Here is a 24,539-nt window from a genome sequence, read left to right on the forward strand (position 1 = left end):
GCTTATCGCGTTTCGCGCAGCTTGGAAATGGCCGAGGATTGGTGCAGCCTGTGCGGAGGAGCGGAGGGAGCACAGCGCATGCCGAAAATCGACCTTGAGGCTATCGAACAGAAAAACACCACCGGCTATCCCGCGCCGTTCAACGCCGATGTTGCCGGTCGCCATTTCCGCCGGCTCGCCCCGGCTGGCGGCCTCAGCGAGATGGGCGCGAGCCACGTGGTGCTGAAGCCCGGCTGCTGGTCATCGCAGCGCCACTGGCACATGGGCGAGGACGAATTGCTGATCATGCTCACGGGCGAGGCGGTGCTGGTCGAGGATGAAGGCCGCACGGTCCTGCGCCCGGGAGACATCTGCGCCTGGCCGAAGGACGTGGAGAACGGCCATCATCTGATCAACGAGAGTGACGCCGATTGCAGCTTCGTGGCGATCAGCGCGGGTCGGGATCTGGGCGGGTCCTATCCCGATATCGACATGATGTGGACCGAGGACGGGGCCTATCGGCATAAGGACGGGACGCCGTATCCGACGGAGAGGATGGCGTAAGCCCTACCCCGCCAAGGCCCCATCCAGCATGTCGGCCAGCCGCAGCCCAGCCTGCGAAATGCGCCGCTGGGCATCAGGGATGAACTCCACGATCGCCTCGTTCGACCAGGTGATCTTCTCGGGTGCCTTGGCACCGCAGGGATCAAAGCCAAAGGCGCGGGTGTAAACGCGGCGGGCGAGTTCGTGGCTCTCACGGCCCCAGTCGGCGATCGTTCCGCTGGCAAGCGCGGCGCGCTCTTCCGGCGAGTAACGGCGCACCAGCGGCGGCACGGCGGAGGAAATCGAGCGCTCCGCCTGCTGTCCGTCCCACAAGCCGTGCAGGTTCCACACCGGGGCGTCGCCGTAATTGGCCTTCACGCCGTTGCCGCCCTGATCGAAGTTGTCGCCCGAATGGAGGGGCATATGCACGTCGCCGGTGAAGTGGACGAGGAAGGCGAACGCCTCCAGCCGCACGGCATCGGGCAGGCTCTTGTCGGCCAGCACCTTGCGGCCGCGTTCGATCTGGCCGGTCACGCAGTTGCCGCTGGCGCAGTTAGCCTTTGGGTCATAGGCCTTGCACACCGGCTCGGTCTGGTAATGCCACGGGAAGGTATAGGCATAGCGCCAGGCAAGGCTGCGGATGCAGTCGGGCCAGTAGCTGGCCTCCTCGATGTTGCGCACCCGGCACTTGGGCGTGCCAAGCGCCTTTTCGGACTTGAGCAACTGGCGGATCGCGGCCTTGGTCTCGGGCTTGATATTGGCCCATGCGACCGAGCCCGTGGTGTGGTGGCCATATTCGCCCCAGGCCATCGCAGCGGGCGCCCATGCCAGCGTCAGCGCGGCAAGAACGGCGGACAGGCGATTGATAATTCTGGAGAAAATCATTTCGCGGGAACCTCGTACTGTTCGATCACCCAGTCCTCTGCCTCGGCGGCGTGGACCCATGCTTGCAGCCATTCGTGCTCCCACACCGCTTCCATATAGGCCTGCCCGAAACCGGGCACGCCAACCCCATAGGTGATGAAGCGGCTGACCACCGGGGCATAGAAGATATCGGCGGCGCAAAAGGTTCCGAACAGGAATGGCCCGCCCTTGCCAAAGCGCGCGCGCGCCTCGGCCCAGAGCGTCAGCACGCGGACAACGTCGGCGCGGGCTTCATCGTCGAGCTTCACACCCTCGATCCGGCGGCGCACGTTCATCGGGCATTGCGTGCGCAGCGCCTGAAAGCTCGAGTGCATTTCCGCGACCATCGACCGGGCCATGGCGCGGGCATCGTCGGCCTTGGGCCAGAAGCGGTCCCGCCCGACCTTGTCGGCCAGGTAATCGATGATCGCCAGACTGTCCCACACCACGGCATCGCCGTCCCACAGCACCGGAACCTTGCCGTGGCTGGGGGCAACTTCGCCCATTGCCTTTTTCTGCTCGGACCAGTCGTCGGTGTGGATCGGAACGACGATTTCCTCAAACGCCAGCCCCGATTGCTTCGCCGCCAGCCAGCCGCGCAGCGACCAGCTTGAATAGTTCTTGTTACCGATGATCAGCTTCATGGCCACAAGCTACCCGTTCAGTTTGACAGTGTCGAGGCTGAACGCTTAGGTTTCTGGCATGAACCTGCCCCCATTCCACCTCGCCTTTCCCGTCCGTGACCTTGCCGAGGCCCGCGCCTTCTGGGGCGGCCTGATGGGTTGCAGCGAAGGGCGCAGCAGCGACCAATGGATCGACTTCAACTTCCACGGCCACCAGTTGGTCGCGCACTGCGTTGGCGAGCGGTCGCAGGATGCCGGGGCCAACCCGGTCGACGGGCACGGCGTGCCGGTGCCGCACTTCGGCCTCGTCCTTCCGATGGACGAATGGCACGCGCTCGCCGAACGGCTGCGCGCGGCAGGGACCCAGTTCGCGATCGAGCCCTATGTGCGCTTCAAGGGTGAAGTCGGCGAACAGGCGACGATGTTCTTCCGCGACCCTTCAGGCAATGCCGTCGAGATCAAGGCCTTCGCGGATATCGGTCAGCTGTTCGCCAAGTAACCGTTGGGTTCAGGCAGGCACAAGTCCCGCCTTGCGCACCCTGACCTGCCCCGGCGCATCCAGCTGCAATTCGCCATGGAGCCGCAGGATTTCCTTGCGGGCAACCGTGTGTGCGCGCGGCAGGCTGGGAATATGCTGCAGGTCAAGCTGGGTGAGCCCGAGCAGTTGCAGGTCGCGGTAAGCGGCGCGTTCGGTCATCCCCGAACCGATCCGGAAGCCGACGCGCGGCGAAATCCGGCCGAGCGCGGCAAGGCAGGCCTCCCCCATCTTGCGGATGCGGCCGGCGCGCGACATCAGCCACCACCCGGCGCGGGTGTTCGCCGTCAATACTGGCGTCCGTCGGCGCAGGATCACGCCGAGTGAATTCTACGACTCCCATCGACAACCCCCGTGTCGTTGGGCCCCAAACACGATGTCGCGTTTTTATGATTCGCGCTTACGTCAAGGACCGAAGTCACAGGACGCCACAATTTCCACAGCTTGGCAACGTAGTTAACCCTATGGTTACATAGAGTTTACAAACGCGCGTCGGCCAAAACGGCTGCGCGCAGCTCGTCAATCCCCATGCCCTTTTCGGCGCTGGTGACGTGGATGACCGGATAGGCGGCGGAATGTTTGCGCGCCTCGGCGGTGGTGGAAGCGAGCACGGCATCCAGCTCGCTCGCCTTGATCTTGTCGGCCTTGGTCAGGACGACGCGATAGCCGACGGCGGATTCGTCAAGCATCTGCATCATCTCGACGTCGACCGGCTTCACCCCGTGGCGCGAATCGATCAGCACCAGGTTACGTTTCAGCACCACGCGCCCGCGCAGGAAATCGCGGACCATGCGGCGCCACTTCTCCACCACGGCGGGCGGTGCCTTGGCAAAGCCGTAGCCGGGCATGTCGACCAGGCGGAACTGGGTCGGCTCGCCAACCTCGAAGAAGTTGAGCTCCTGCGTGCGCCCCGGCGTGACCGAGGTGCGCGCCAGCGACTTCCTGCCCGTAAGCGCGTTGAGCAGCGAGCTTTTGCCCACGTTGGATCGGCCGCAGAAGGCCACTTCAGGCACCGTCGGATCGGGCAGGAACTGCAGCGACGGGGCCGAGAGCAGGAACTCCACCCGGCCCGAGAACAGCCGACTGGCTTCCGCTGCGAGTGCCGTATAGTCGTCTTCGTCGCTCACTTCGCGGCCTTCTTGGCCGCTGCCACGTCAGCACGTTCCTTGTCGACCATGGCCTTCATCTGCGGATGGCGGGCGTAAAGGTACTTCTGCTGGGCGATGGTCAGCACGTTCGATGTGATCCAGTAGATCAGCAGGCCGGCGGCAAACGGGGCCATGATGAACATCATCAGCCAGGGCATGATCGCGAAGACCTGCTGCTGCACCGGATCGGGCGACGAAGGGTTGAGCTTGAACTGCAGCCACATCGTCACGCCGAGCAGCACGGCCAGCACGCCGATGGCGAGGAAGCTGGGCACGTCAAACGGCAGCAGGCCAAATGCGTTGAGGATGTGTGCCGGATCGGGTGCGGACAGATCCTTGATCCACAGCACGAACGGCTGGTGGCGCATTTCGACCGCGAGCGTCAGAACCTTGTAGAGCGCGAAGAACACCGGGATCTGCAGGAAGATCGGCAAGCAGCCGCCCAGCGGGTTGACGCCCTCGCTCTTGTACAGGGCCATCGTTTCCTGCTGGAGCTTCTGCTTGTCGTCCTTGTAGCGTTCCTGCAGCGCCTTCATCTTAGGCTGAATCGCCTTCATCGCCGCCATTGATGCGAACTGGCGCTGGGCGATGGGGAACATGATGCCGCGCACGATGAGCGTCAGCAGGATGATGGCGACGCCGAAGTTGCCGGCAAGGCTGAACAGCTTCTTGAGCAGCCAGAAGATCGGTTCTTCGAACCAGCGGAACCAGCCCCAGTCGATGGCGAGGCTGAAATTGGCGATACCGGTCTTCTGATAGGCCGACAGGACGTCGCCTTCCTTGGCACCGGCGAACAGGCGGGTGCTGGTGCCGGCAGACTGCCCGGGGGCCACGGCGACCGGGCGGTAGAACATGTTGGCCTGATAGAGGTCACCGCCGATTGCGCGGTAATTGCTCGACGCGGTGGGGCTGCCCGGGATCAGCGCCGACATCCAGTAGATGTCGGTAAAGCCGATCCAGTCGGTCTTGCCCTCGTTCACCTGAATCGCGCCCGGAAGCTCGGCCATGTCATCATAATTGGTGTCGAACGAAACCTTGCCATCGAACGCGCCAAACGGACCCGAATGGATGTTCCACGTATCGAGGCTGGCGGTCTTCTTGGTGCGGCCAATGCGGGCGAACGGCGTGACGGTCACCGGCGCGGTGCCGCGGTTTGCAACCTTCGCGTTCGCGGTGATCATGTAGTCCTTGTCGATCGCGTAAGTGATCTCGAACACCAGACCGGCGGCATTGGTCCAGGTCAGCGTGACTGGCGTTTCCGGCGTCAGCTTGGCGCCGGCAGGCGCGGTCCACAGGGTGTTCGGTGCGGGAATCTCGACGTTCTGGCCGTCCCAGCCGATCTGCGCGTAATGTTCAGCCGGGGTGCCGACGGGCGAGAAAATACGCTCCGGTCCGTTCAGTTCGACATTCTTGTGACGCACGGTGACAAGATCGTCGAGCAGCGCGCCGGCGGGGTTGATCGAACCCGACAGGCCTGGCGCCTGAATGGCGATGCGGCCCGGCGCGGCGAGTGCAGACTTGAGATCGCGCACTTCGGCGGCGCGGTCCGCCGCGTTCATCAATCCGCCCTCGCGCGTCGGCGCAGCGCCATTGGCACCAGCAGCCGGCGACGGGCTGGCGGCCGCAACCACCGGCTTGTTCGCGTGCGGATAAAAGTAGCTGATGGCTGAATCCCAGCCGAAGAGAAGCAGCGCGCACAGCACGACCGCGAGGATGAGATTACGCTGGTTTTGCACGAAGCTTCCCTAGAACCCTTGGTTTTGTATCAGATAGGCAAACTGCCCAGCCCTTCAAGGCACGGGATCGTGCCCGTGTCCCCCCCAGGGGTGGCAGCGCAATAGACGCTTGATGGCCAGCAATCCACCCCGAAACGCGCCGTGCTTTTCCAGCGCCTCAATCGCGTATTGCGAGCAAGACGGCGAATAGCGGCAGGTCGGCGGCAGGATCCGGCTGGGGCCAAGCTGCCAGCCGCGCGCGATGAGGATGAGCAGGCGCTTCATCGCAGCTATTTGCGCGGCGGCCGGGGCTTGCGCGGCGGATCGCCCTTGCCCTGCGCGGCGCGGGACAGCGCGGCAGTGAGTTCGGCGCGCAGCAGCGCAAAGTCCCGCTCCACCCCGCCCTCACGGCCAATCAGCACGTGATCGTGGCCCGGCAGGCCCTCAGCCGGCAGCGCATCGCGCAGCAGTTCGCGGAAGCGCCGCTTCATGCGGTTGCGCACCACGGCGTTGCCGATCTTCTTGGTGACGGTGATGCCGAAACGAATCGCGCCCGCCTCGTTGGGGCGGGCGAGCAAAACAAAACCGGGGCGTGCTATGCGCAGGCCCCGGTTTGCAGCAAGAAAGTCAGCCCGCCTCGAAAGGACGGACAGTTTCATTGCAATGCTTACGCAGACAGCTTCTTGCGGCCACGCGCGCGGCGGGCGCGCAGGACGTTGCGGCCACCGACGGTCGACGTGCGGGCGCGGAAGCCGTGGCGGCGGGCGCGGACAAGGCGGCTGGGCTGGAACGTGCGCTTCATGTCAAAAACCTCTGGAATCATGCTGTGGCCGTATATCCGGCCGAATTTGGAGCCGCGCCCCTACCGAAGCACCCGGCCCGAGTCAAGCGCGCGAGGTGCCTGTGCGAAGTCATTTTCAAGCTTCACCCATTGGCCCATCTGCGAGGCATTCAGCCAACGCGCGTCGCGGTTCGGCACGGTATTGGTCATATCATAGAACGCCCGTGCCTCGACCGGGCTCATCCCCATTTCGCGGTAATAGGCGATATAGGCCAGGTTGACCGGCGCATCCTTGGCGAAATCGCCCGGCTGGCGGCCGTTTTCGTCTTCCCAGGCATGGACCGCGAATTCAGCCCCCGGATCGGCCATTCGGCGGCTTCCGGCAAGGAACAGCTCGACAGCGCCCGACCGGACCGACCCGCCCGAAGGGACATGCGTGGCCACCCCCTTCGCGCGGATCATCCGCCCCAGCCGCAGGTTGGCGCTGTCATCCAGCGTGCCCGGGCATTCGATCATCTGCAGCTCGGTGATCTGGGGAAAGGCCGCCAACATCGCCGCGAAAGCCGCAGGACTGCGGCCATCGGTTACGTCGACAAGCGCGGCGCGGTTGGCGTCAATGACGCGGAACGGGCCGAAGCGGGCAACGCCCTTGGGGACCGTCGCAGCCGGTGACTGGACGAAGCGGCTGGAACCGCCCTCTTCCACGACCATTTCCTCAACGATCACCTCTTCGCTCACCACCACATGCCCGTCCGGCGCGGCATGGGCCGGGCTGGCCAGCAGGGCGGCAAGGGCAAGGAAAAGGCAGGAAACGCGGCGCATCGTGGCACCGCTATGCGCGCCGACACTTTACGGGGTTCCTTCGGGAAATCGTTAAAATTTTCTTGCGCGGAATTACGCGAGTTCCCGTAAGTATCTCCAAAACGGCGGCAATCCCTCGTCAGGGGCGCGGCCATCCGCCATCAGCGATCTAGGGATATTTGCGGAAGGGGCATTCGTGGTCGCACTGGTATCGACGGTGGCCTACCTCGGGCTTGAGGCGCGCAGCGTCGAAGTACAGTGTCAGGTGGCGCCGGGCATGGTCGGTTTCCACGTCGTCGGCCTGCCGGACAAGGCCGTTGGCGAAAGCCGCCAGCGGGTCAGCGCGGCGCTCTCGTCGAGGAGGCTGTCGCTGCCGCCCAAGCGGATCACGGTGAATCTTTCGCCGGCCAATCTGCCCAAGGAAGAACCTGCCGATCGCGCTGGCGCTGCTCGTGGCCATGGGCGTGGTCGATATTGAAACGGCATCAGAATACGTCGCCGTCGGCGAACTGGCGCTGGACGGGCGGATCATTTCCTCCCCCGGCCTGCTGCTCGCCGCGCCCGATCTCGTCTCGCTGCTCAACCATTTGCGCGGCACGCTGGAGGACGGACGGATCAGACGCAACCGCCCGTTCCGCTCGCCCTACCACTCGGCCTCGATGGCGGCGCTGACCGGCGGCGGGCTGAAGGGGCGCCCGGGCGAAGTGAACCTTGCCCACCTTGGCGTGCTGTTCCTTGACGAGCTGCCCGAATTCCAGCGCCCGGTGCTCGATGCGCGGCGCCAGCCGCTCGAAACCGGCGAGGTCAGCGTGGCGCGGGCCAATGCCCATGTCACTTTCCCGGCGCGGGTTCAACTGATCGCGGCAATGAACCCATGCCGCTGCGGGCACCTAGGCGATCCGGCGCTGGGCTGCTCCCGCGCGCCCAAATGCGCCGCCGATTACCAGAGCAAGGTGTCAGGCCCGATACTTGGCCGCATTGACCTCCACGTGGAGGTCGACCCTGTCTCCGCCGCCGACCTCGCCCTGCCCCGCCGCCCGCGCGATCCAGATCGCCCGGTTCGAGGCGACACATGCACGCACCAATGCCGAGCTTAACGGCGAGGCGCTTGATGCCGTGCCAACACCGGAAGAGCCCGGCCGCAAGCTGCTGCTGCAAGCCGCCGAAGCCATGCGCCTCTCCGCCCGCGGCTACACCCGAATGCTCCGCATGGCGCGCACGATTGCCGATCTTGCGGCAAGTGATACCGTCGGCCGCATCCACGTGGCCGAGGCGCTGAGCTATCGCCGGCAGGCACCGCGGGCGTAAACTCGGCCAGTCATAGTTTACATGCAAACCTTTGCATGATCAGCTGAAGTCGAATAAACCCCTGTCCATGAAGCACAAAAAGTCAGAGCTGACACGCGCGCGGATTATTGCCGCAGCGAAGCCGCTCTTTACCGAAAATGGCTTTGATGAGACTTCGGTGGCGGAAATCTGCCGGGAATCGGGCGTGTCGAACGGAGCGCTGTTCCACCAGTTCAAGGTCAAGGAAGACATTGCTTTCGCCGTCTTTTGCGAAGTGCGCGCCGAATTCTGGGACCGCGTGATCAGCGCGATGGTCGCCTGCAAAGACCCGCTCGACGGGGTCGAGGCCGCGGTGCGGGCATCCTTTGCCTTCCAGCAGGAAAACCCCGGAGCCTCCGCCTTCATCAAGGACGTGACCGGATCCAAGTGGATCGAAGACTACGCCGCCGAAAGTCGCACGGTCTATGACGGCGGCATCCAGCGCGGCCTCGCCTGGGCACGGCCGCACTTCGAAGCCGGCCGCCTGCCGCCGATCAGCCCCGACGCTTTCATCACCCTCGTCTCAGGCGCCCCCCAATGGATCGGCCGCATGATCCGCATGGGCATGGCCGACAGCAAGTTCGAGGACATCGCGGATGAAATGGCCGTGCTGGTCAGGCGGGCGCTGACGGTGCGGTAATAACGCCGGATGGACCCGGCCCGGCCATAAGGACCGGGCCGCGTTCAGGTATTCACACCGGACAGGCCATCACACCGGATAGGCCATGACCTTGGTTTCAAGGTATTCCTCGATCCCCTCGACACCCCAGGCGCGGCCAATACCGCTCTGCTTGTAGCCGCCGAACGGCAGGTCGCCGTTGATCGGCGAGCCGCCATTGATGCCGATCGTGCCGGTCCGCACTCGCATGCCCACATCGATGCCGCGCTGGAGATCGCCCGACCAGACCCCACCTGACAGCCCGTAAACGCTGTCGTTGGCGATGCGGATCGCGTCCTCGTCGTCGTCGAACGGGATGACGACCAGCACGGGTCCGAAGATCTCTTCCTGGGCAATGCGCATGTCATTGGTGACATCGACGAAGCAGGTCGGTTCGATAAACCAGCCGGTACCCATGTCCGGACGGAGATTGCCGCCGCTGAGCAGGGTGGCGCCTTCCTCCACGCCAAGATCGATGTAGGCTTTTACCCGCTCCATCTGCTTCTTCGACACGACCGGCCCCATGGCGCAGGTGGGTTCGTCGAAGTGCCCCCACTTGTCGGCAAAGCCATCGTAAGCGGCCTTCAGGATCTGCTTGGCTTCCTCATACCGGGCGCGGGGCACCAGCAGGCGCGACTGGACCGCGCAGCCTTGGCCGGCGTGGAAGACCAAGATCGACGAGGCGACGACCCGGGCAAAATTGGGTTCGTCATCGAGCACGATGTTGACCGACTTGCCGCCGAGTTCGAGGAACTGGCGCTTCATCGTTTCGGCGCCCTGCCGCATGATATGTTTGCCGATCGCCGTCGATCCGGTGAACGTGATCAGGTCAACGCGCGGATCGGTGACGAGCATCTCGCCCGCTTCCGCCGGATCGCTGGCGGTGATCACGTTGAGCACGCCGGCGGGGAAACCGGCTTCCGCCGCCAGTTCGCCAAAGATCGCGCCGGCAAGCGGCGTATCGGGCGCGGGCTTGAGGATCACGGTGCACCCCGCGAGCAGAGCCGAGACCACCTTTTCCGCGTTGACATAGAGCGGGAAATTCCACGGCGTGATGGCGGCGGCGACACCGATGGCTTCGTAGTGCCCCGTGCGCTGGCTGGTGCCGAACGAAGTCGTCTTGACCCCGAAATCCTTTTCCCAGATCACTTGCGGGAAGACCTCCATCAGGTCGCGCCAGCTGTTGAGGCAATTGGCCACCTGCGCGCGGTTGACTGCAACCAGCGGCGCGCCGACTTCATGCCGGGCGATGGCAACCAGCCGGTCCTTCTTGGCTTCGAACAGGTCATAGAGCTTCTTGACCAAGGCGAAGCGCTTTTCATAGTTGGTCGACCAGTCCGTCGTGTCAAACGCGCGGCGGGCGGCGGCAATCGCCTGCTCGACATCGGCTGCCGATGCATCGGCTGCGACCCCTACCGACTGCCCGGTCCACGGACCGATGTTATCGTAGGTGCGGCCATGTTCGGCGCGGCGAATTACGCCATCGACATAGAGCATGCCTTCGGGAAGAACGGTGGCGGCGGTTTCAGGCAGGCTGGGCATGTGTCATTTCCCAAATTGTTTTTATCCGAGAGACTTTGCGGGGTGCGTCGCAGCGAATCCGGCGCTTGATTCCCGTCTCATATTCTGTATATTTCTTAAATGAGAAATCTTGTCAATCATGCTGTCTGACGATCAACGCCGCTTCATCGACGAATTTGTTACGCTGCTGGCCGGCTGGAACATGCCTGCCAATGGCGCGCAGGTTTATGGCTACCTGCTGTTCCAGAACCACGCGGCAAGCCTGGACGAGATCGCCGAGGCGCTCGAAATCAGCAAGAGCAACGCCTGCAAGGCCGCCAAGATGCTTGAGGACAAGGGCCACATCCGGCGGGTGGGCGAACGCGGCAGCAAGCGCGTGCTCTATGTCGCGCGGGAGGACTTCGGCACGCCGTTCCTGCACCGGACCGCGTCGCTTGGTGCGCTCAGCCGCCTGATGGAAACGCGCGGCGCCCGGTCGGCCGACGGCCCGGCCAGCGAACGCATCGCCAGCCTCGCGTCATTCTACGCAGTGATGCAGACCGCGATGGAACAGATCATTGCTGCCGATACCGAGCGGGCGGAGAAGTCGGTTTAGTGCCGGTGCCTCCATGGCGCTCGTATCAAGCGCCCCGCAATGGATCAGCCGCATGTTCCGCACCGGCCTGGCGGAGAGCATGCCGAAAGACATTGCCGAAGAAATGGCCGTGCTGGTCAGGCGGGCGCGGACGGTTTTTTTGGGGTTTCGGGTTGCGCTGCCGCGCCTTTGGGATGGCTGCTTCTGACACGCTACCAATCCGGAACATCTTCGACGCGTCAGTATCTACGACTACGTTGACTTCATCCCTCTCAAGGCTTTGGCCGCTGCTTCCGCCAGCCCGCCCAAGTCGGCTCGCCGGTCGTTTGGCAACCTCGCGTTGGCATTGGTGAATGAGGATTAGACCTCCAGGCCGCATAATCGAGCGCAGTTGAACGGCAGCGTGTCATGAGACCCTACAATCACGCCCTTTCGGGCTAACGACGGGTCGTTGTCGTTACCGGAAAGTCCGCTCTCGGTTCCATAATTCGCCACGCCGCCCCGAACGCAAAAAGGGCGGGCAATCGCTTGCCCGCCCCCTTTGTCTGTCGCTCAAAAAGCGTCGCGCGAATTACTTCTTCGCGGCGGCTTTCTTGGCCGGAGCCTTCTTCTCAGCGGCCGGCTTTTCGTCAGCAGCCTTTTCAGCCTTGGGAGCGGCTTCCTTCTTCGCCTTGGCAGGCTTTTCCGCAGCCTTTTCCTCGGCGGGAGCAGCGTCCTCGCTCTTGGCAGCGGCCTTCTTTGCCGGAGCCTTCTTGGCGCCCTTGGCCGGGGCCGGAGCGGCGTCGTCGGCTTCGATCGCGGCCTGCAGTTCGTCCTTGGTCACGGTGCGTTCGGTGACTTCGGCCTTGTCGAACAGGAAGTCGACGACCTTGTCCTCATAGAGCGGCGCGCGCAGCTGGGCGGCGGCGAGCGGTTCGTTCTGAAGGTATTCGGCGAAACGCTGGCGATCTTCGGGGCGGTACTGCTGCGCCGCCTGCTGGACCAGCATGTTCATTTCCTGCGCGGTCACTTCGACGCCATTCGACTGGCCGATTTCCGACAGCAGCAGGCCGAGGCGCACGCGGCGCACGGCGATACCCCGGTAATCGTCCTTCTCGGTCTCGATTTCCTTCATCGCGGCTTCGGGATCGGGCTCGTTCTGTGCTTCCTGGGTCAGCTGCGCCCAGATCTGCTCGAACTCGGCTTCGACCATCGAGGGCGGCACGTCGAATTCGTGATCGGCGGCGAGGATGTCGAGCAGCTGGCGCTTCATCTGGGTGCGGGTCAGGCCGGCAGTTTCCTGCTCCAGCTGGCCGCGCATCAGGTTCTGCAGCAGCTCGAGGCTTTCCAGGCCGAGGCTCTTGGCGAATTCGTCGTCGATCTTGGTTTCGCCGGCGATCTTCACCGACTTCACGGTGACGTCGAATTTGGCGTCCTTGCCCTTGAGGTTTTCTGCCGGGTAATCGGCCGGGAAGGTCACGGTGATCGTGCGCTCTTCGCCTTCCTTGACGCCCATCAGCTGTTCTTCGAAGCCGGGGATGAAACGGCCTGCGCCCAGTTCGATCGCAGCGTCCTGAGCGGCGCCGCCTTCGAATTCAACGCCGTCCAGCTTGCCAACGAAGTCGACGATGATCTGGTCGCCGCCTTCGGCCTTCTTGCCCTTCTTGGCGTCGACAAAGCTCTTGGCGCCGGCAGCGATGCCCTTGACCGCTTCCTCAACCTGCTCGTCCGACACCGGCACGATCAGCTTTTCCAGCTTCAGCCCGTCAAGGCTGGGCGCGGCGATTGTCGGGAGCACTTCGAGCGAGACGGTGAGGACGGCGTCCTTGCCTTCTTCATAGCCATCGCCAAGCGCGACGTCGGGCTGCATCGCGGGGCGCAACTTGTTGTCAGCCACCAGCTTGTCCATCGCTTCGCGAATCGAATTGTTGAGCGCTTCCTGATGGATCTGCGGCCCGTGCATTTTCTTCACGAGGTTGGCGGGCACCTTGCCGGGGCGGAAGCCGGGCATGCGCACCTGCGGAGCGATCTTGGTGATCTCGCCTTCAACGCGGTCAGCAATCGACTTGGCGGGGATGGTAATCGTGAAAGCCCGCTTCAAGCCTTCGTTCGTGGTCTCGACAATCTGCATTTCAGTTCAAGCCTTCTCGCACAATCTGCTGCCCAAATTGCAGCCGGGCCGCGTCCTTCCGATCGTGGCGAACTGGTGCGGGCGAAGGGACTCGAACCCCCACATCTTTCGATACTGGTACCTAAAACCAGCGCGTCTACCAGTTCCGCCACGCCCGCATACCAAGACGAAGCCGAAAATCAGGCGCTGGCCCTTAGTGGCATGACGGCCAAAGGGCAAGCGCCGAGGACTCTATAGCGTGCCTATTCGGCCACCCTTCGCGCCAGCCATGCGGCGAGCCGTCCGGGCTCGGCACGCCGAGCCACCGGCGGCGCCGGACATTCAAGGCAATAGACCTGCGCGCCGGGGGCGGAGAGCAGGCGCTGGGCGTCGGTTATCACTTGCGCCACCAGCGACTGCTGGCGCTGAGCGATCATGGCGAACAGATCACCCTGCGGCGGGGCGGAATCCTCGTCGTCCTTTTCGCCGCCGGTGAGCAGGGCTTCGAGGAGCGATCCCGCCACCTTTTCCTTCGCGCCGAGGTAGAGGGGGTGCCAGTCCCCCTCGCCCAGTTTGGCGAGACTGGCGGCATGGGCGAGCGCATCGTCCAGCCCGCCGAATTGATCGACCAGCCCGACCTGCCGCGCGGTGCCGCCGTCCCACACGCGGCCTTGCGCGATGCCGTCGATCTGTTCGGGCGTCTTGCCGCGCGCCTTGGCGACGAGGCCGACGAAGCGGGAATAGCCGCGTTCGATGTTGGCCTGAAGCATACCATCGAGTTCAGGGGTGAAGCCGCCGAGCACGTCGGGCTGGCCCGATAGCGGCGTGGAGCGCACGCCGTCCGAAGTCACGCCATATTGCGCCAACGCCTTTTCAAAGCTGGGCAGCACGGCGAAGATGCCGATCGAGCCGGTGACCGTGGCGGGTTCGGCAAAGATGCGGGTGCCGGTGGTCGAAACCCAGTAGCCGCCGCTCGCCGCGACATTGCCCATCGAGACGACGACCGGAATGCCGCGCGCCTTGTGGCGTTCGATGGCCTGGCGGATGCGTTCCGACCCCGTCACCGTGCCGCCCGGTGAATCGACCCGGACGACCAGCGCGGCCACGTCCTTGGCCTCTGACGAATCGAGCAGTTCGGCGATGCGGTCGCCGCCGGCGGTGCCGGGGCCGGCCTTGCCGTCAACGATGTCGCCAGCAATCGTGATAACGCCGATCGCCTTACCGGGCGTCTCCACCGTCTGCGCGGCGAGGTAGGCCTTGAGGCCGGAATGGGCGAAAGAGCCGGGACGAGGATCGTAGGTGTCCTTGCCGACCAGTTCGGCGATGCGATTTCCGAAAGCGACCTTGTCCCCGATGCGGTCAACCAGACCCGCCGCCTTCGCCGCTTCCGCACCGTCGCCGCCGGAGGCGCGATACCACGCCGCCGGGTCCTTGATCGCGAGGTCGAGATTGGCCTTGGGCCGCGCCTTTTTCACATCGGCCTGCCACTGGTCGAACACCGAACCGAGCACTGCGGAGCGCGCGGCGCGGGCTTCGGGTGACATGTCCTTGCGCAGATAGGGCTCGACGAAATCCTTGTAGGTGCCGACGCGGTAGACGTGCGGCGTTACCTTGAAGCGTTCGAACAGGCCCGCGTAATAGAGGTTGTGCCCGCCCGGCCCCAAGATGAAGGCACCGCCCAGCGGATCGACCCATGCCTCTGTCGCGTGGGCGGCGAGCATCACGCCATCGTCGGCATAGCCGAAGGCGTGGACCAGCACCGGCTTCTTCGCCGCCTTCACCCGGTCGAGCGCGGCGCCGACGTCCATCATCGTCACCAGTCCGCCGCCGGTGAAGCGCGACAGATCGAGCACCACGGCCTTGACGTCCTCGTCCTTCGCCGCCGCATCGAGCGCGCGCACCACGTCGCGGGTGCGGTACTGCTTGGCCGGCAAGCTGCCCGAAGTCAGCGCCGCCCAGGGATCAACCGCCTCGGGCTCCTCGACGATCGAACCGTCCAGTTTGAGCAGCAGCGCCCCTTCGCGCACCTGGCTGGCGGTGGGGCGGCTCGACAGGACGGCATAGAGCGCGATGAAGAACAGCAGGAGGAACAACAGCGCGAGGCCGTCCTTGATCGCCACCAGGACGTGCCAGAGCTTGCGTGCGAAGATCATGAGTTGCCGGTTCCCGAGAAAAGGCTTGTGCCGCGCCTAGATAGGGCGAGGTCGACAATTGGCAAAGCGCAACTCTACGAGCGGCGTTGCCGTGGAAATTGCAGTTTCCCACCTTTACGGTTGGCCAAATCCAACTTATTAACCCCGACCATGGACGACCTGCTCAGCGAAATCGAGGATTTCTGCCGCCTTCATGGCCTCTCGGAGACGCGATTCGGGGAACTTGCGCTGCGCGACAAGCCCTTCGTTTCGCAGCTGAAACAGGGTCGGGATCTGCGCACCAGCACAGCGGACAAGCTGCGCCAGTTCATGCGCGAATACGGTGCGAACCCCGCCGCCCATGCTTCACGCTACCCCACTGGCAGTCTCGCCTTCCCGCACCGGCACCTGCTGGGCCTCGCTGGACTTGCCCCGCACGAACTGCTGTTCCTGCTCGACGAGGCGGAGCAGTGGGTCGAGCTTAACCGCCAGCCGGAAAAGCGCGTTTCGGTGCTGCGTGGGCTGACGATCATCAACGCCTTTTTCGAGAACTCCACCCGCACGCTGCTGTCGTTCGAGCTTGCCGGAAAGCGGCTGGGCGCGGACGTGGTCAACATGTCAGTCGCGACATCCAGCGTGAAGAAGGGCGAGACGCTGATCGACACGGCGCTGACCCTCAACGCCATGCGCGCCGATGCCATGGTGATCCGCCACGGATCGTCGGGCGCGGTGCGGCTGATTGCCGACAAGGTCGATTGCCCGGTGCTCAATGCCGGCGACGGCCAGCACGAACACCCGACGCAGGGGCTGCTTGATGCCCTGACCATCCGCCGCGCCCTCCGCAACCGTGGCCGTACAGAATTCAACGGCCTGAAAGTGACGATCTGCGGCGATATCCTGCACAGCCGCGTTGCCCGGTCGAACATTCATTGCCTGACCACGCTCGGCGCTGACGTGCGCGTCTGCGCACCGCCCGCGCTGATGCCCGAGGGGATCGAGCAACTGAAGGTCACAGCCTTCCACGATTTCGTTGCCGCGCTTGAAGGTGCCGAAGTCGTGATGATGCTGCGGCTGCAGAACGAGCGGATGCAGGGCAGCTTCATCCCCAGCCCTCGCGAATATCGCCACCTCTACGGGCTGACGCTTGAGCGGCTGAGACACGCCGCGCCCGATGCGCTGATCATGCACCCGGGGCCGATGAATCGTGGGGTCGAGATCGATTCGAACGTCGCCGATCTTCCCAAACGCTCGCTGATCACCACGCAGGTGGAAATGGGCGTGGCAATGCGGATGACCTGCCTTGAGGTACTGACCCGCAAGGCGCGCGGGATGCCCGGTTGGAATGGGGATGCTTGGGCATGATTTCCTCCGCTCTCACCATCACCAACGCGACGATCCTCACACCGCAAGGGCCGGTGAAGGGCGCGCTGCGAACCGAAGCTGACCGCATCGCCGCAATCGGCCCGGAAGTTACCGCGCAGGACGGCGACCGGACGCACGACGCCAAGGGCAAACTGCTCACCCCCGGCCTCGTCGACCTTGGCGTCTTCGCCATCGACAAGCCAGCCTTCCACTTCGGCGGCATCACCCGCACCGCGCTGATGCCGGACCAGAACCCGCCGCTCGACCATCCGGCACGGGTGCGGTTCGCGGCAAGTTCGGGCAAGCCTGACCTCTGGGTCCATCCCCTCGCCGCGGCTACACGCGGGCTGGAGGGCAGCGATCTCGCCGAACTGGCGCTTATGCGCGATGCTGGTGCCCGCGCGGTGGGCACCGGGCGGCGGTGGATCGCTGATAGCGGCACCATGCTGCGGCTGCTGCGCTATTGCGCGATGCTGGGGCTGGTCGTCGTCAGCCACGGCGAGGACAGCGGCATTGCCGGCAGCGCCGTGGCGACCGCTGGCGAGATGGCGACCCGGCTCGGCCTGCCGAGTGCCCCTGCCGAAGCCGAGGCGCTGGCCGTGGCGCGCGACATTGCGCTTGCCGAAATGTCCGGCGCGCGGCTGCATATCCGGCAAGTCACCACCCGCGCATCGCTGGCACTGATCCGCGCGGCCAAGGCGCGCGGCGTCAACGTCACTGCCGGCGTCACGCCCGCGCACTTCATGCTCTCCGACATCGCGATGAGCGACTTTCGCACCTTCGCCCGCCTTTCCCCGCCGCTGCGCTGCGAGGACGATCGCCGCGCGGTGATCGAGGCGGTGGGCGACGGCACGATCGACGTGATCGCCTCAGGCCACGACCCGCGCGGACCGGAGGACAAACGCTTGCCCTTCGCCGATGCTGAACCCGGCATGGCGGGCGCGGAAACGCTGCTCCCGCTCACCCTTACGCTGGTGCGCGACGGCGTGATCGACATGGGCCGCGCCTTCGAACTGCTCGCCGCCAATCCGGCCGCGCTGCTCGGCGTCGAGGCCGGGCGGCTGGAAGTGGGCATGGAAGCCGACCTCGCGGTGATCGATGCCGACCGGCCGTGGATCGTCGACAGTGACAAGATGGCGGCGGCGGCAGGCAATACACCGTTTGACCGTCAGCCGGTCCAGGGGCGTTGTCTGGCGCTGTTCAAGGGTGCGACTTTGGTGGGTTGAACACCCAGATCCTCACCATTTGCACTTCGTGAAAATGGGGAGGATTGAAAACTTCTGCCCAAATTTTAAGCACCCCTGCCCACAATTTAGGCAAAGCCCCAGCCCCGCACCCGGCAAGTCCGTTTCACCGGAAACCGGCGCGGGATAAGATTCTTGCGATTCCCCCTCTTTCGCGCCGAACGCGGTTCGCCTAGGGCGTTTGCAGCGCTCTGGCACGATTCTTGATACGGGATTCGCGTAGAGCTGTTTGGGTTGTCCGGGCCGTCATTGCGGTACCGGCCTTGCGCGCAGCGGCTTAAAAGCCACTCGAATTAGGGGGCCACGTGAAAAAGATTGAAGCCATCATCAAGCCGTTCAAGCTCGACGAGGTGAAGGAAGCGCTGCACGAAGTGGGCGTGTCCGGGATCACCGTGACCGAGGCCAAGGGCTTTGGCCGCCAGAAGGGTCACACCGAACTCTATCGCGGCGCCGAATATGTCGTCGATTTCCTGCCCAAGGTGAAGCTTGAGGTTGTCGTACCTGACAGCCTTGCCGACCGCACGGTCGAAGCCATTGCCAACGCCGCCCAGACGGGCCGCATCGGCGACGGCAAGATCTTCGTTATCCCGGTCGAAAAGGCCGTCCGCATCCGCACCGGCGAGCGCGACGACGACGCGATCTAAAGCACACGAAGTTCACTGAACTCCCCTCTCGCCTGCGGGAGGGGCCGGGGGAGGGAATGTTACCCGACCCCAAATCCAACAAGCCCTCCCCTAGCCCCTCCCGCGGGCGGGAGGGGAACTCAAGGGCCCCGTCCGCTGCGCGTCCGGGGGAAATCTAGAAGGACGAAAAATGGCCAAGGCAAAGGACATCATCAAGCAGATCGTTGACGACGAGATCGAATGGGTCGATCTGCGTTTCACCGATCCCAAGGGCAAGTGGCAGCACCTCACCATGGTCGCCGCGCTGCTCGGTGAAAGCGAACTCGAAGACGGCCTGATGTTCGACGGTTCGTCGATCGAAGGCTGGAAGGCGATCAACGAGAGCGACATGATCCTCAAGCCGGATCTCGATTCGATCTACATCGATCCGTTCAGCGCCACGCCGATGATGATCATCAACTGTGACATCGTCGAGCCTTCGACCGGTGACCTCTATGCCCGCGACCCGCGTTCGACCGCCAAGCGCGCCGAAGCCTATGTCGTCGCATCGGGCGTGGGTGACACGGTCTACGTTGGCCCCGAAGCCGAGTTCTTCATGTTCGACGACGTCCGTTTCTATGACGGCTACGACGGCAACGGCTTCAAGATCGACGATATCGAACTGCCGACCAATTCGGACACCAAGTACGAAGCCGGCAACCTTGCGCACCGTCCGCGTGCCAAGGGCGGCTACTTCCCCGTCGCTCCGGTCGACTCGTGCGTCGACATCCGCGGAGAAATGGTTTCGACCATGATCGAAATGGGCCTGCCCTGCGACAAGCACCACCACGAAGTTGCCTCGGCGCAGCACGAACTCGGCCTGACCTTCGGCACTCTGGTCCAGACCGCTGACCGCATGCAGGTCTACAAGTATGTCGTCCACCAGGTCGCCCAGGCCTATGGCAAGACCGCGACGTTCATGCCCAAGCCGATCATGAAGGACAACGGATCGGGTATGCACACGCACATCTCGATCTGGAAGGAAGGCAAGCCGCTGTTCGCCGGTAACGGTTATGCGGGCCTTTCGGACATGTGCCTGTACTTCATCGGCGGCGTCATCAAGCACGCCAAGGCGCTCAACGCCTTCACCAACCCGACCACCAACAGCTACAAGCGTCTCGTTCCGGGTTACGAAGCCCCGGTTCTGCTCGCCTATTCGGCGCGCAACCGTTCGGCTTCGTGCCGCATTCCTTACGGCACCGGTGACAAGGCAAAGCGCGTGGAATTCCGTTTCCCCGACGCGATGGCCAACCCCTACCTGTGCTATTCGGCGCTGCTGATGGCCGGCCTCGACGGGATCAAGAACAAGATCCACCCGGGCGAAGCCATGGACAAGAACCTATACGATCTGCCGCCGGCCGAACTCGCCGAAGTGCCGACCGTCTGCGGTTCGCTGCGTGAAGCGCTGGAATGCCTTGAAGCGGACAACGAATTCCTGCTGCAGGGCGGCGTGTTCACCAAGGACCAGATCGATGCCTACATCGAAATGAAGTGGCCCGAAGTGATGCGCTGGGAAACCACGCCCGCTGCCTGCGAATTCGACATGTACTACAGCTGGTAATTACTGGCTGGCGTCATTGCCAAAACGAAAGGGCGTCCGGAGCGATCCGGGCGCCCTTTTCTTTTGGGCGCCGTGCGGCAAATGGAAGCGAGATCTGACCCCGGATATCCGTCATGCTGAACTCGTCTCAGCATGACGAGCGTGATTGGGAACGAGCGGCGTGAATCAACCCGCCGCCAGCCGCAGCACGGTGCCGGAAGGCTCTGGCGGCAGCAAGGCAAGCGCCTTGGCCAGGGGCACGGCGCGCGAATGCAGGTGGCCCTGCACCAGTTCGCACCCGGCGGCTTCGACCAGTTGCTGCTGGAACAGCGTCTCCACGCCTTCGGCCACCACCTTCATCCGCAGCGTGCGGCCAAGGCTGACGATGGTCGTGAGGATCGCCTGACCATCAAGGTCCGCCTCGATCCCCTGCACGAAAGTTCGGTCGATCTTGAGCGAGTCGAACTGGAACAACCGCAGGTAGGCAAGGCTGGAAAAGCCGGTGCCGAAATCGTCGAGCGCGATGCGGAAGCCCATGTCGCGAATTTCGCTGAGCACGCCCAGCACGCGGTCGGAGTTTTCCAGCAGCACGCCCTCGGTAATCTCGAAGACGATGCCGTGTGGATCGACGCCGGTTTCCTCGACCAGAGCGTGGAGCCGGGTCATGAAATCGTGCGTGGCGAGTTGCAGCGGTGACAGGTTTATCGACACCTCGCGGCTGCCGAACTGGGCGCAGTCTTCGAACACGCGGCGCATCACCCATTCGCCGAGCGCCGGCATCAGCCCGCAATGTTCGGCCAAGGGCACGAATGTGCTTGGCGAAATCTCGCCCCGGTCCTCGTGGAACCAGCGCACCAGTGCCTCGAAGCTGACGACGCGGCGGCCGGCGACGTGGACGATCGGCTGGTAATGGACTTCCAGCCCCCAGTCGCCGCCCGCCGTGCACATATTGCAGGTGCTGGAACAGGTCAGCGCGCGGCGTAGTTCGGCTTCCAAGTCCTTGCGCCAGCGGATCGAGGCATTCATGTCCTCGGTGAAATAGCGATAGCGGCCGCGCCCGCGCTGCTTGGCGCGGAACAGGGCGATGTCAGCCAGCCGCAACAGGTTTTCGTGCGTGTCGGCCTGTTCGGGTGCCCAGGCAATGCCGCAACTTGCGGTCACCGGCACGCTGGTATCGTGAATGTCGAAGCGTTCGGCAAAGGCGGCGAGTACCCGTTCGCCCAGCTTCCTGGCCTCCTCGATTCCGGCTGGGCCGCGGTGGACGATGACGAATTCGTCGCTGGCCAGCCGTGCCAGCACATCGCCGGGCATCAGTTCGGCCTTGAGGTTGGCCACGGCCGCGATTAGCACGGCATCGCCAGCCGGGTGGCCCATCGCCTCGTTGATCGCCTTGAAGTGATCGAGGTCGATATAGGCCAGGAACACCGCGTCGCCATCGCTCACCCTGGCCAGCTGTTCATCGATGTGCCGCATCATCAGGCGGCGGTTGGGCAGGCCGAGCATCGGATCCAGCATGGCGTCCTGCTTGGCCTCAGCCTCGCGTTGGGCTGATTCGCGCGCCATCCGCAGCGCCTGCCGGACGATCACCGTGCCCGCTGCCAGGATCAGCAGATAGAACGCCAGATAGGCGATCAGCAGCGGCATCGTACGGTCCGAAATGATGGTGCCGACATCGTTGGGCTTCCACGCCAGCCAGCCAAGCGACTGACCGGTGGGCGAATGCAGTTCGATGGCATTGCCGCTGTCCGGCTGCCGGCGCTGCAAGCCGAAATCCTCAAGCAGTAGCCCCGCGCCGACATGGCGCAGATAGGCCGGATCAAGCGAGCGCACCGCGACCAGCGCGTTCGGGCGGCGCTGCAGCATGGCATAATCGGTATCAGGAATGATCGAGGCTGTCGTCACGATCGCTGTGCGCCGGCCAACATCGTCCAGCGCGCCTGACCAGCGGGTCAGCGGCTTGCCATCGGCGGCGATGGGCCACTCGGCATCGGGCAGCGTGCGAAATCGCACCGGATCACCGATCACCCGGGTATTGGTGTTCATGGCATCGAGAGCGGCGCGCACCTTGGGCGCGAGCGCGGCAAATTCATCGCCCTTTGCCGGCAGCCCCTGATTCCACGCGCGCAGCAACTTGCCTTCGGGGGACACCAGATAGAGCTGTTCGACCTGAAGATTGGCCCACAGGAAATCGCCGAAATAGCTATCGGCCCAGCGCTGATCGATCGGCACGCCGGCCCTTCCCGTCGCCCGGAAGGCATCGTCCCAGGTCAGCTGGATCTTCATCGTCTCGGTCAGGGCCTGGATCGCGCGATCGATCTGTGTGTCGACAGTGGCCTGTTCGCGGCGGCGCACTTCCCAGTCGGCAACCTCGGTCGCCCGCATGAAACTGCCGTAAAGCGCGAAGGAAAAAGTGACCAGCGCCACCACCGCGATCAGCAGCAGGCTGCGCAAGGCAGGGTGCAATCCCGTCAGATTGCGGATCGGAACAAACAAGCGGGTGACCACGGCCATGTTGCAATTGTTGCACGGCAGTCACGAAAAACTTGTTAACTGGATTGCGGGGTAATCACAGGTTCCAAAAATCAGGCGGCAGGCCGAAAATCAGACCTCGGGAAGCTCCGTCGCCAGAACGTTCACGCCTCTACGCGGTATTGTTCCTGATCGCCGTGCGCGCCGTCCTTCGTCTCGCCGTCAAGCGGCTTGGCCTCGCCCCGCTGCAGCGCGGCGGCATCGGCGATCAGGGCATCCTGTTCGGCATCGGACAAGCGATGCCAGCCATCGCGGGTCAGCCGCTCCATCGGGCGGTAACGCACCTTGTAGGCCATGCGCGGCGAACCTTCGACCCAATAGCCAAGGTAGACATAGGGCAGACCGCCCTGCACCGCGCGGCGGATGTGATCGAGGATGATGAAGTTCCCCAGCCCTGCCCGCTCGGCATATTCGGGATCGTAGAACGAATAGATCATCGACAGACCGTCACCCTGCCGGTCGGTCAGGCAGGCGCCGACAAGTCGACCGGGGGTGCCATCGACCGAGGCTTCGCGGTATTCGATCACCGTGCTGGTGACCGGCGTGTGTTCGATCATGTCAGCGAAATCGACTTCGTCCATCGCCGCCATGCCGCCGCCGGGGTGCCGCGCGGCGAGGTAATCGCGCAGCAGTTCGTACTGTTCGGAGGTCGACCATGGCCGGCATTCGGTGACCACCAGATCGGCGTTGCGCTTGAGGTTGCGGCGCTGCGTGGCTGAGGGGCGGAATTCATTGGCGAGCACCCGCACCGAAACGCAAGCGCTGCAATCGAGGCACGATGGGCGATAGGCCACGGTCTGGCTGCGGCGAAAGCCGATCCGGCTGAGCGCATCGTTAAGCGCATCGGCGTGCGGACCGCGCAGTTCGGTGAACACCTTGCGCTCGCTCTTGCCCGGAAGATAAGGGCACGGGCTCGGGCTCGTCACGAAGAACCGGGGAAAGCGAACTGGAGCCGTCACGCGCCTTGGGTTTCCTGTGTTGCGCCCCGCCGCGCCCATGCACGGCTGCTGTGAAACCTTGTATGCCTGCACGTACCAAAGAGTAAAAGGGCCTTAACCATCAATCAGGGTTAAACTGGTGTGAATCTTCCCTTCAGGGAATTCCCGTACCCCTTGGGGAAACCCTTGGCATGGCAAGGGCCGAGCCGCTATGCGCGGGGCCATGATCGCACGCGAACACCTGGGCACGGCCCGCATCCCCGGCGGGGACGAGCTCAAGCTCTATCGCCACGACCGCGATTTCATGATCGTGCTGGGCCATAACGAACTGATGTCCACGCGCAAAAGTGGGTCCGAAGTGGCGCTGGCGTCGATGCCGATCGACCGGCTGAAGGGCCGAAAGGCCCTGCGCCTGCTGATCGGCGGCTACGGCATGGGCTTTACGCTCCGCGCCGCGCTGGAAAAGTTGCGGCCGGACGCGCGCATCACGGTCGCCGAGCTGGTCCCCGGCATCATCGACTGGGCGCGCGGACCGATGGCCGAGGTTGCCGCCGGCTGCCTTGACGATCCCCGCGTGACGCTGGTGATGGAAGACGTCGCCGATACTATCCTTACCGCTGCCGCCGGCGGCATCCCGCGCTTTGACGCGATCCTGCTCGATGTCGACAACGGCCCCGACGGACTGGTGCGCGAGGCCAATGACCGGATCTATTCCGCCAAGGGCCTGCGCCAGACCAAGAACGCCCTCACCCCCGGCGGCATCCTCGCCATATGGTCCGCCGCGCCCGACACGGTGTTCAGCAACCGGCTGAAGAAAAACGGCTATGTGGTTGACGAACAGAAAGTCGCGGCGCGCAGCAATGGCAAGGGACCAAAGCACGTGATCTGGTTTGCAGTACCGGGTCAGGCGGAATCAGCCTTACCCGGCACCTGATT

24 protein-coding genes, 1 tRNA gene and 1 pseudogene are annotated in these 24,539 nt (G+C 64.1%); 11 read left to right on the forward strand and 15 right to left on the reverse strand.

Features of this window, described 5'->3' with window-relative positions; all coding sequences use genetic code 11:
* The first annotated feature begins 78 nt into the window (after positions 1–78).
* The gene (locus WG900_RS06610) at positions 79–543 is read left to right on the forward strand and encodes a cupin domain-containing protein (protein WP_339965734.1); all 465 of its coding nucleotides are present in this window, start codon (positions 79–81) and stop codon (positions 541–543) included.
* A gap of 3 nt (positions 544–546) precedes the next feature.
* Here the strand turns inward: WG900_RS06610 and WG900_RS06615 are convergent, their stop codons facing one another.
* Both WG900_RS06615 and WG900_RS06620 read right to left on the reverse strand, forming a co-directional pair.
* Entirely contained in the window at positions 547–1,407 is an 861-nt protein-coding gene (locus tag WG900_RS06615; RefSeq protein ID WP_339965735.1) for a S1/P1 nuclease, read from the reverse strand.
* Positions 1,404–2,069 carry a glutathione S-transferase family protein gene (locus WG900_RS06620; RefSeq protein WP_339965737.1) on the reverse strand — a complete coding sequence of 222 codons (666 nt, stop codon included), beginning with the start codon at positions 2,067–2,069 and terminating at the stop codon, positions 1,404–1,406. The genes WG900_RS06615 and WG900_RS06620 overlap by 4 nt, the downstream gene beginning before the upstream one ends.
* Before the next feature lie 58 nt (positions 2,070–2,127).
* On the opposite strand from WG900_RS06620, the gene WG900_RS06625 reads away from it, so the two are divergent.
* Positions 2,128–2,547 (forward strand): VOC family protein, encoded by a 420-nt coding sequence (locus WG900_RS06625; protein WP_339965739.1) that lies wholly within the window; start codon positions 2,128–2,130, stop codon positions 2,545–2,547.
* 9 nt (positions 2,548–2,556) lie between these two features.
* On the opposite strand, the gene WG900_RS06630 is transcribed toward WG900_RS06625, so the two are convergent.
* From WG900_RS06630 to WG900_RS06660, 7 genes are all read right to left on the reverse strand, one after another.
* Positions 2,557–2,874, reverse strand: a complete 318-nt coding sequence (locus tag WG900_RS06630; RefSeq protein ID WP_339965741.1) for a division plane positioning ATPase MipZ — start codon at positions 2,872–2,874, stop codon at positions 2,557–2,559.
* Positions 2,875–3,062: 188 nt separating this feature from the next.
* The gene (gene yihA, locus WG900_RS06635) at positions 3,063–3,710 is read right to left on the reverse strand and encodes a ribosome biogenesis GTP-binding protein YihA/YsxC (RefSeq protein WP_339965743.1); all 648 of its coding nucleotides are present in this window, start codon (positions 3,708–3,710) and stop codon (positions 3,063–3,065) included.
* Entirely contained in the window at positions 3,707–5,467 is a 1,761-nt protein-coding gene (gene yidC / locus WG900_RS06640) for a membrane protein insertase YidC (protein WP_339965745.1), read from the reverse strand. The genes yihA and yidC overlap by 4 nt, the downstream gene beginning before the upstream one ends.
* Positions 5,468–5,521: 54 nt before the next feature.
* A complete protein-coding gene (gene yidD, locus WG900_RS06645; protein ID WP_339965747.1) occupies positions 5,522–5,731 on the reverse strand; it encodes a membrane protein insertion efficiency factor YidD in 210 nt (69 codons plus the stop codon).
* 5 nt (positions 5,732–5,736) lie between these two features.
* Positions 5,737–6,105, reverse strand: a complete 369-nt coding sequence (gene rnpA / locus WG900_RS06650; protein ID WP_417597069.1) for a ribonuclease P protein component — start codon at positions 6,103–6,105, stop codon at positions 5,737–5,739.
* Positions 6,106–6,113: 8 nt separating this feature from the next.
* Positions 6,114–6,248: a 50S ribosomal protein L34 gene (rpmH, locus tag WG900_RS06655; protein WP_310531568.1), complete on the reverse strand. Its 135-nt coding sequence runs from the start codon at positions 6,246–6,248 to the stop codon at positions 6,114–6,116.
* Between the two features lie 60 nt (positions 6,249–6,308).
* Positions 6,309–7,049 (reverse strand): alpha/beta hydrolase, encoded by a 741-nt coding sequence (locus WG900_RS06660; RefSeq protein WP_339965750.1) that lies wholly within the window; start codon positions 7,047–7,049, stop codon positions 6,309–6,311.
* 175 nt (positions 7,050–7,224) lie between these two features.
* Between WG900_RS06660 and WG900_RS06665 the strand changes: the two are divergent.
* Together WG900_RS06665 and WG900_RS06670 are read left to right on the forward strand one after the other, a co-directional pair.
* A pseudogene (locus WG900_RS06665) lies at positions 7,225–8,336 on the forward strand (YifB family Mg chelatase-like AAA ATPase).
* Positions 8,337–8,403: 67 nt separating this feature from the next.
* Entirely contained in the window at positions 8,404–8,994 is a 591-nt protein-coding gene (locus WG900_RS06670; protein WP_339965752.1) for a TetR/AcrR family transcriptional regulator, read from the forward strand.
* A gap of 69 nt (positions 8,995–9,063) precedes the next feature.
* On the opposite strand, the gene WG900_RS06675 is transcribed toward WG900_RS06670, so the two are convergent.
* On the reverse strand, positions 9,064–10,554 hold the full coding sequence (locus WG900_RS06675; protein WP_339965754.1) for an aldehyde dehydrogenase family protein: 1,491 nt from the start codon (positions 10,552–10,554) through the stop codon (positions 9,064–9,066).
* Between the two features lie 118 nt (positions 10,555–10,672).
* Between WG900_RS06675 and WG900_RS06680 the strand changes: the two genes are divergently transcribed.
* Both WG900_RS06680 and WG900_RS06685 read left to right on the forward strand, forming a co-directional pair.
* Positions 10,673–11,128 (forward strand): GbsR/MarR family transcriptional regulator, encoded by a 456-nt coding sequence (locus tag WG900_RS06680; RefSeq protein WP_339965756.1) that lies wholly within the window; start codon positions 10,673–10,675, stop codon positions 11,126–11,128.
* A gap of 52 nt (positions 11,129–11,180) precedes the next feature.
* A complete protein-coding gene (locus WG900_RS06685; RefSeq protein ID WP_339965758.1) occupies positions 11,181–11,315 on the forward strand; it encodes a hypothetical protein in 135 nt (44 codons plus the stop codon).
* Between the two features lie 363 nt (positions 11,316–11,678).
* On the opposite strand, the gene tig is transcribed toward WG900_RS06685, so the two are convergent.
* The 3 genes from tig to sppA all read right to left on the reverse strand — a co-directional run bounded on the left by tig (position 11,679) and on the right by sppA (position 15,349).
* Positions 11,679–13,217, reverse strand: coding sequence for a trigger factor (tig, locus tag WG900_RS06690; protein WP_339965760.1), 1,539 nt, complete (start codon positions 13,215–13,217; stop codon positions 11,679–11,681).
* A gap of 73 nt (positions 13,218–13,290) precedes the next feature.
* Positions 13,291–13,375 (reverse strand) — tRNA-Leu (locus WG900_RS06695).
* Between the two features lie 84 nt (positions 13,376–13,459).
* Positions 13,460–15,349, reverse strand: coding sequence for a signal peptide peptidase SppA (gene sppA / locus WG900_RS06700; RefSeq protein ID WP_339965762.1), 1,890 nt, complete (start codon positions 15,347–15,349; stop codon positions 13,460–13,462).
* A gap of 309 nt (positions 15,350–15,658) precedes the next feature.
* On the opposite strand from sppA, the gene WG900_RS06705 reads away from it, so the two are divergent.
* The 4 genes from WG900_RS06705 (at position 15,659) to glnA (ending at position 20,157) form a co-directional block, all read left to right on the forward strand.
* Positions 15,659–16,690 (forward strand): aspartate carbamoyltransferase catalytic subunit, encoded by a 1,032-nt coding sequence (locus WG900_RS06705; RefSeq protein WP_339965987.1) that lies wholly within the window; start codon positions 15,659–15,661, stop codon positions 16,688–16,690.
* Positions 16,687–17,916, forward strand: coding sequence for a dihydroorotase (locus tag WG900_RS06710; RefSeq protein ID WP_339965764.1), 1,230 nt, complete (start codon positions 16,687–16,689; stop codon positions 17,914–17,916). The genes WG900_RS06705 and WG900_RS06710 overlap by 4 nt, the downstream gene beginning before the upstream one ends.
* A gap of 323 nt (positions 17,917–18,239) precedes the next feature.
* Entirely contained in the window at positions 18,240–18,578 is a 339-nt protein-coding gene (locus WG900_RS06715) for a P-II family nitrogen regulator (RefSeq protein ID WP_264415199.1), read from the forward strand.
* 169 nt (positions 18,579–18,747) lie between these two features.
* Complete coding sequence (glnA, locus tag WG900_RS06720) at positions 18,748–20,157, forward strand: type I glutamate--ammonia ligase (protein WP_339965768.1); 1,410 nt, start codon at positions 18,748–18,750, stop codon at positions 20,155–20,157.
* A gap of 165 nt (positions 20,158–20,322) precedes the next feature.
* On the opposite strand, the gene WG900_RS06725 is transcribed toward glnA, so the two are convergent.
* The gene (locus WG900_RS06725) at positions 20,323–22,647 is read right to left on the reverse strand and encodes a putative bifunctional diguanylate cyclase/phosphodiesterase (protein WP_339965770.1); all 2,325 of its coding nucleotides are present in this window, start codon (positions 22,645–22,647) and stop codon (positions 20,323–20,325) included.
* A gap of 122 nt (positions 22,648–22,769) precedes the next feature.
* Entirely contained in the window at positions 22,770–23,624 is an 855-nt protein-coding gene (locus WG900_RS06730) for an arginyltransferase (protein WP_339965772.1), read from the reverse strand.
* Between the two features lie 202 nt (positions 23,625–23,826).
* Here WG900_RS06730 and WG900_RS06735 point away from each other — a divergent pair, with 202 nt between their 5' ends.
* Complete coding sequence (locus tag WG900_RS06735) at positions 23,827–24,537, forward strand: spermidine synthase (protein WP_339965774.1); 711 nt, start codon at positions 23,827–23,829, stop codon at positions 24,535–24,537.
* The last annotated feature ends 2 nt before the right edge of the window (positions 24,538–24,539 follow it).

The organism is Novosphingobium aquae, from assembly GCF_037572715.1.
In the GTDB taxonomy this organism is placed as follows: Bacteria; Pseudomonadota; Alphaproteobacteria; order Sphingomonadales; family Sphingomonadaceae; genus Novosphingobium; species Novosphingobium aquae.